The organism is Ideonella sp. P3_A4 (assembly GCF_056403075.1).
The window spans coordinates 1-5,895 of record NZ_JBFUGE010000378.1 but is presented as its reverse complement, the minus strand read 5'-3'; the positions used below and the strand labels follow the sequence as shown (position 1 = coordinate 5,895).

Here is a 5,895-nt window from a genome sequence, read left to right as displayed (position 1 = left end):
CTGCAGAGCCGGAGAACAAGGGACACGACTAGGGGAACACGCTCCGATTCGGTCAGTGTCCCACTCGCCCAACGGACCTCTGGGCCATTTGTGTCTCGCCCGGCTCCTTGTCGGCTGACCCAAGCCTCAACTGTGGAATTGAGGCAAGGCGCAGAATCACTGCGACTGCCAATCTGACCAGGGAGGTCCGATGAACCCAACCGCTGGCCGCGCTGCGGCGATCGTTCTTATCTTGCTGGGCGCCTGCGGAGGCGATGATGGTGGGGGGAACTCAACCGGGCCGTCTGCGGAAGGGGCTTATGCCGGACCGCTGACAGGTAGCGGTGGCTCTAGATTCGACATGCTAGTGCTTGAGAACGGCGAGTACTGGCTGATTCATGGCACCACCATTGGCGACATGCTCTTCGTCGCCGGGTTCACGCAAGGCAATGGCGATTCAAACTCCGGGAGCTTTACGTCGGGCAACGCCCGCGACTACAGCTTGGCCGGCACGCTGAGTGCTGCAGTCTCGGCAACCTACACCGCCGGCACCAGCATTCAGGGCACTGTCACCTATCCCGGTGCCAGTACCGTCAGCTTCTCGGGAACTAAGGCAGAAGCTGCCCCTTATGACTACGCATCACCTCCGACACCTGCCAGCATTGCCGGTGAATGGCAAGTGACGCATTTGGATGGGAGTCTAGGCATCGCGACTATCGGACTCGACGGCGCGTTCACCACAGTCTCGGGTAGCTGCGCGAGCTCGGGCACGGTGAGGCCGCGCGCGTCTGGAAAGAACATCTACGACGTAACTCAGACTTTCGGTGGCGCCCCTTGTGCAACCCCCGGTGTATCAGGTCGAGGAATCGGAATCTATTTGCCGATCGCCGGCACCTCAAGGCACCAACTCATCGTGGGCAGTGTGAGCAACGACCGCAGCACCGGCGACATGTTCTTCGCAGAAAGGTGACATGGAATAGGCCGCCCGAAGACGGACATCAGCTCAACCGCATGTCCAGATCGCCAAGCGCGTAGATCAACACGCTGGTATCGGTATTGACCGGCTCGTGTGAACGACCGATGGGGCCAGCTGGTTGCCCTCGTGCAGCAGGTAGTGGCCGGGAACCAGACCGAGGAACAACTGCCCCCCAGAGCCATTGCCCGRCACCCATGCGCTTTGCATGAGAAGTTCTACTCCCACTGGGCAGGCCAACCTCCTCCACGCAGCATTCCTGCGCCAAGCCAACGATGGTGTTGCGATACGCAGCAAACCTGCGCATGCTTGTCTCTACAGTGCCACCAACGCCAACGCGCGAAGGTCAGCGCAGTACAAAGGAGGCGCAGCATGAGCAAGCTCGACACCCACGCCATCAGCCAGTTGCCCCAGGCCCTGCCCGCCTGGCGGCACGATCCGCAGCGTGGTGGCACGATCACCCGCGAGTTCCAGTTCGAGAACTTCCGCCAGGCCTTCGGCTTCATGACGCAGGTCGCGTTGGCGGCAGAGCGGCTTGACCACCACCCGGAGTGGTCGAACGTTTACAGCCGCGTCGTGATCACGCTCACGACGCATGACGTCCAGGGGCTTTCGACCAAAGACATCGAACTGGCGCGTTTGGCGGACCAGGTCTTCGAGTCCATGTCGACCCGCCTGGCCTGACGCGACGGCGACTTTCCAACGGAGATTTCAAATGCAAGACCTACTGGACAGGCCGGCAGGCATCCTGACCGCGGCGAGCGGCAAGCATGGCGTGGTCGCGGGTGAAGCTGGCCGGCCGGCGAGGCCGGACTGGACCATCGACCAGGACTGGGAGAGCTACACGGCCGAGGAGCACGGTGTCTGGAAGACGCTGTTCGAGCGGCAGGCCAGGCTGCTGCAGGGCCGCGTCTGCGACCAGTTTGCGCAGGCCATGCTTGACCTGCCGATCGGCCCCCACCAGATCCCGCACTTCGGTGAACTGTCCGAAGTGTTGAAGAAACGCACGGGCTTCGAGATCGTCGCCGTGCCGGGCATGGTGCCCGACGACGTGTTCTTCGAACACCTGGCGAACCGGCGCTTTCCGTCTGGCCAGTTCATCCGCAAGCCGCACGAGCTGGACTACCTGGAAGAGCCCGACGTCTTTCACGACGTGTTCGGCCATGTGCCGATGCTGATGAACCCGGTGATTGCCGACTTCGCCCAGGCCTACGGCGAAGGCGGCATGCGCGCCAAGCGGCTGGGCAGGCTGACGAACCTGGCGCGGCTGTACTGGTATTCGATCGAGTTCGGGCTCATCCGGCAGCACGACGGTCTGCGCATCTTCGGCGCCGGGATCGCCTCGTCGAGCACCGAGACCCTCTTTGCGCTGGAAAGCCCTTCGCCGAACCGGATCGGCTTCGACCTCGAGCGCGTGATGCGGACCCACTACCGGATCGACGACTTCCAGGAAAGCTACTTCGTCATCAATGCGTTCGAAGACCTGCTGGCACTCGCCAGCATCGACTTCGGCCCGCTTTATGAGCGGCTGGGCGCCGGACCGGTGTACGAGCCGGGCGACGTGTTGCCGACCGATGACGTGATCACGCGGGGCGATGGCTCGTACCATGCCGCCAAGCGTACGAACAGCACGGGGAGCACGACATGAGCGAAGGTCAACGGGTGGTTCTGATCACGGGCGCGGCGGGCAACCTCGGCCGGGCCATAGCGCAGCGTTTCAAGGCGGCGGGCGACCGGCTCGCCCTCGTCGACCTGCATGCCGACGCCCTGGCCACGGCCTACGGCGAAGAAGGCGATGACCTGCTGTTGTTGGGCGCGAACCTGCTGAAGCAGGAGGAGGCGAATGCCGCGGTGGCCAGGACGATCGCCCGCTTCGGCCGCATCGACGTGTTGTGCAACATCGCAGGCGGGTTCCGCATGGGTGAGGCCGTGCACGAGACTTCCGACGGCAGCTGGGACTTCCTGTTCAACCTGAACGCGCGCACGGTGCTGCACATGGCGCGTGCCGTCGTACCGCAGATGCTGGCGCGCAGCAGCGGCAAGATCGTCAACGTGGCCTCGTTCAGTGCGCAAAAGGGTGCCGCGCTGATGGGGGCCTACACCGCATCGAAATCGGTGGTCATGCGGCTGACCGAGGCGATGTCGGGCGAGTTGAAGGCGCAAGGCATCAACGTCAACTGCGTCATGCCGGCCACGCTGGACACCCCCGAAAACCGCAAGGCGATGCCGGACGCCGACCCCAGCCAGTGGGTGTCGACGCAGGATCTGGCGAACGTGATCGAGTTCCTGTCGTCGCCCGGGGCACGTGCCGTCCACGGCGCGGCCATCCCAGTGACCGGCTTGTCCTGAGGTTCCGGTCTTCTGCACAATCGGGCGGATGGCAGCAGACTTCGAGCTCGACTCCGTCGATCGTCGCATTCTTGCCGCGCTGCAGAGCGACGGGCGGATGAGCTACGAGCAGATTGCAGCGCAGGTGCACCTGTCGCCGTCGGCCACGTTGCGCCGGGTCAAGCGGCTGGAAGAAACGGGCGTGATCGCCGGCTACGTGGCGCTGGTGCGGGCCGAGCGCATCGGCTTGACGCTCACCGCCTACATCAGCGTACGAATGGAAAAGCACAGCGGCGGCGACAAGCGCAGCCCGATGGACGATTTCGCTGCGGCCGTCCAGGCTTGGCCGGAGGTCGTCGAATGCGTCTCCATGGCCGGTGAGATGGACTACCTGCTGCGCGTCGTCGTGTCCGACATGGAACACTGCTCCCGCTTCGTGATGGACACACTGCTGCGGCACCCGAGCGTGCAGGACTGCAAGACGAGCTTCGTCCTCAGCAGCGTGAAGGCGACGACGGTGTTGCCGGTCTAAGGCCTGCCGCTCGGCGCCCCGCCCTCACTCGCTGGTGATCTGCATGTCCAGATCGCCGTGGGCGTAGATCAAGGCACCGGTATCGGTGTTGACTGTCTCGTGCGAGCTGCCGCTGGGGGCCAGTTGGTAGTCGCCTTCGCGCAGCAAGTAGTCGTCCTGGAACAGGTCGCCGCGCAGCATCAGGCACTCTTCGTCGTGCCCGTGGTGGTGCTGCGGCACGGTGGCGCCGGGTGAGGCCAGCCACAGCATCGCGGCCATCGGGCCTTGTTGCCACAACACACGGCGCTTGACCAGCGGTGCAAAGTCTTCCCACGCATCCGGGGCCTCGCGCGACGTCAACGAGATCGTTTCGGCCGCATGGTGACCTGCACCTAGCGCGCGTTCGCGCAGCAGCAGCACGGCGCCTTCGTCGCCGGCCTGCACACACGYGGCCGCCCCGCTCGCCTCCGGGCTTTGCACGTGGTAGTCCAGCGCCCGCAGCGCCACGGTGGCTTCGCCTTCGGTCTGCAACTGGGCACCGCCCCGAATCAGCAGCCAATCGCGGCCCGCACCGAACGCACCTTCCTGCAACAACCAAACGGCCCGCGGTGCCAGCTCGATGGTGCGGACCTGCAAGGGCTCACCAGGCCGCAGCTCGGCGGCATCCACCCGGCCATAGATGCGGTGCACGGTGCAATCGGCGTTCTGTTCCAACAGCACGCGCTCTTGCCGGCGCACGTTGACCATCGCGCCGATTCTTTGGACGCTCTGCTCGGCACGCCGGGCCAACCGGTCACGCAGGCCACTGGCCACGGCGGCCTCGGGCCAGGCGTCGGCCAAGGCCCCTTGCAGCAGCCCGGCGGATTCGTCGGCCAGCGGATCAGGCGCGGGCCGGATCAGCTCGGCCGAGTCCGGCGGCAGGTCAAAGTGGTTGTCGGGGGTCATGACAGCCTTCTTTCTTCGAGTTCGGGGGTATCACAGCGGCAGGTCGGGGCAACCCGCCTCGGCCAGCCACTGTTTCAACGCTTGCAGCGAGCGCCGGATCTGTGATTTCACCGTGCCCAGCGGCAGCCCGGTGCAGGCGGCAATTTCTTCATGGGTCAGGCCACGGAAGAAAGCCAGCGAGATCATCTGCCTTGGTTGGGCCTCCAGCGCGGCCAGCGCGCGGTGCAGCAGGTGCTGGCCATGCGTAGCGGCTAGCAGGTCGGGTGGGCCGGCGCCGTCTTCGTCGCACAACGACGCGAGCTCTTCGTCTTCGAGCGGAACCATGGCGCGACGTTCACGCTTGCGCAGTGCGTCGATCGCGCGCGAACGCGCCATCGCCAGCAACCAGGTCAGCGGCCGACCGCGGTCAGCATCAAAGCGCACGGCTTGACGCCAGACCTGCCAGAAGGTGTCTTCGACCACCTCTTCGGCCAACGCGTTGTCGACCACGATCCGGCCAACCAAGCCGAAAACGCGCGAGGCCGTGGCGTCGTACAGCGCCGCCAGGGCCTTGTCTTCGTGCTGGCCGATGCGGGCGATCAACGCGCCAAGTGCCGCGTCGTCCAGCGCGACCGGCAAAGTGCGCGGCTCGGCGCCGGTGAACTCGGCCGCCAATTCAGCCGCTTGCAGCAGCGGGTCCTCGTCCGCGTCGAGCCCGTGGTCCGATTCGAATGGGTCGGCAGGCTGGCCCATCGCGTCGTCAGCCAAAGGCAATGCGTGGCTGGGTGACCGAGCGGCAGAAACGCCGTGGGCGGTGGCTTTCACAGCCGTGCTCCGCAACGCGAAGCAGGCTGGCGCGGCAGGCGGCTGAAGGCTGGGCATGGAAGGGATGACATGGCTTCTCCTGGCGTTCGCGCCGGTCCATTGCGCCACGTCGGCGCTACCGGCAAAAGCGGGTTTACGCCAGTCGATTTGCAGCGGATGCCCCCCCTCTTGGGGGACCCGCAGGCCGTCACTCACATGCGCCAATGCGGCCAACGCGCGGCACTGTACGGCAGCCAGCGGGCGAACAGAGGCAACAGCAGCAATCACGGCAAGCTCCTTTACCGGAGTCGTGCACCTCGCCTCACTTGGCAAGGCACAAAGTCCGGCGGGCACGACAACACGCGTGCCACACAAC

General features: G+C 65.2%; 7 protein-coding genes. 5 read left to right on the top strand and 2 right to left on the bottom strand.

The annotated features are described in order from the left end of the window. The first annotated feature begins 190 nt into the window (after positions 1 to 190). The 5 genes from AC1DYI_RS24550 to AC1DYI_RS24530 all read left to right on the top strand — a co-directional run bounded on the left by AC1DYI_RS24550 (position 191) and on the right by AC1DYI_RS24530 (position 3,812). Positions 191 to 949, top strand: coding sequence for a hypothetical protein (locus AC1DYI_RS24550; protein WP_477206754.1), 759 nt, complete (start codon positions 191 to 193; stop codon positions 947 to 949). 375 nt (positions 950 to 1,324) lie between these two features. Next, positions 1,325 to 1,636, top strand: a complete 312-nt coding sequence (locus tag AC1DYI_RS24545; RefSeq protein ID WP_477206753.1) for a 4a-hydroxytetrahydrobiopterin dehydratase — start codon at positions 1,325 to 1,327, stop codon at positions 1,634 to 1,636. Between the two features lie 31 nt (positions 1,637 to 1,667). Further along, on the top strand, positions 1,668 to 2,600 hold the full coding sequence (gene phhA, locus AC1DYI_RS24540; RefSeq protein WP_477206752.1) for a phenylalanine 4-monooxygenase: 933 nt from the start codon (positions 1,668 to 1,670) through the stop codon (positions 2,598 to 2,600). Continuing rightward, the gene (locus AC1DYI_RS24535; protein WP_477206751.1) at positions 2,597 to 3,301 is read left to right on the top strand and encodes an SDR family NAD(P)-dependent oxidoreductase; all 705 of its coding nucleotides are present in this window, start codon (positions 2,597 to 2,599) and stop codon (positions 3,299 to 3,301) included. The genes phhA and AC1DYI_RS24535 overlap by 4 nt, the downstream gene beginning before the upstream one ends. A gap of 28 nt (positions 3,302 to 3,329) precedes the next feature. Further along, positions 3,330 to 3,812 carry an Lrp/AsnC family transcriptional regulator gene (locus AC1DYI_RS24530; RefSeq protein ID WP_477206750.1) on the top strand — a complete coding sequence of 161 codons (483 nt, stop codon included), beginning with the start codon at positions 3,330 to 3,332 and terminating at the stop codon, positions 3,810 to 3,812. 24 nt (positions 3,813 to 3,836) lie between these two features. On the opposite strand, the gene AC1DYI_RS24525 is transcribed toward AC1DYI_RS24530, so the two are convergent. Further along, positions 3,837 to 4,736 carry a cupin domain-containing protein gene (locus tag AC1DYI_RS24525; protein WP_477206749.1) on the bottom strand — a complete coding sequence of 300 codons (900 nt, stop codon included), beginning with the start codon at positions 4,734 to 4,736 and terminating at the stop codon, positions 3,837 to 3,839. A 30-nt stretch (positions 4,737 to 4,766) separates the two neighbouring features. Then, complete coding sequence (locus tag AC1DYI_RS24520) at positions 4,767 to 5,540, bottom strand: sigma-70 family RNA polymerase sigma factor (protein ID WP_477206748.1); 774 nt, start codon at positions 5,538 to 5,540, stop codon at positions 4,767 to 4,769. Positions 5,541 to 5,895 lie beyond the last annotated feature (355 nt).